Origin of the sequence: Vibrio sp. 10N.222.49.C9 (assembly GCF_041474985.1) — a bacterium.
Lineage (GTDB): Bacteria > Pseudomonadota > Gammaproteobacteria > Enterobacterales > Vibrionaceae > Vibrio > Vibrio crassostreae_C.
On record NZ_JBFRVD010001018.1, the window covers coordinates 1 to 571 of the forward strand.

The 571-nt window shown below is 47.3% G+C and carries 1 protein-coding gene and 1 pseudogene; both read right to left on the reverse strand.

Features of this window, described 5'->3' with window-relative positions:
* A partial coding sequence (locus AB4585_RS26690) for a potassium transporter TrkG (protein ID WP_372171762.1) occupies positions 1 to 407 on the reverse strand: 407 nt, incomplete at its 3' end.
* A 12-nt stretch (positions 408 to 419) separates the two neighbouring features.
* Positions 420 to 571, reverse strand: a pseudogene (gene trkA, locus AB4585_RS26695) (Trk system potassium transporter TrkA); the annotation flags it as partial.

Genomic DNA, 571 nt, shown 5'->3' on the forward strand with positions numbered 1-571 from the left:
AGCCATTGCAGTAGTGAGCGCCACAATAGGATGCTGTGGGACATATCATCAAGACCACTGAGTACGGTTGAACCTGTGGTGGTAATCCCCGACATAGTTTCAAAGTAGGCATCGGTGAAGCTGATATGGTTGATGAAGACAAACGGTAGGGCGGCAAAGATAGTACTTACCACCCACACCAGTGTCGTGACCAAGAAAACATCTCTGACATTGAGTTTGAACTGTTTAGTACGCCCGAAGCTTAAGCAAATAAATGAGACCAAGTGGGTGATAACAATCGCTTGGGCAAATTCAACGAAGCCACTGCCGGGATTAAATATCGCCAGAATAGTCGGTGGATACATGAACAGGGCTAGCTTTGATAGCACCAGCCCAAGAACAAACAGTATCGGTCGTACGTTTACCATTGGTAGGTTGGCCTACAAGAAGAACGGGCTTGGTTGGAACAAGGTTTCAACGTCCGGCACGTACTTTTTATCGACTAGGAACATCACCACGTGATCGTCTTGCTCAATCATGGTTCTGTCGTGTGCAATTAACACCTCTTCGCCACGCACAATAGCGCCAATGG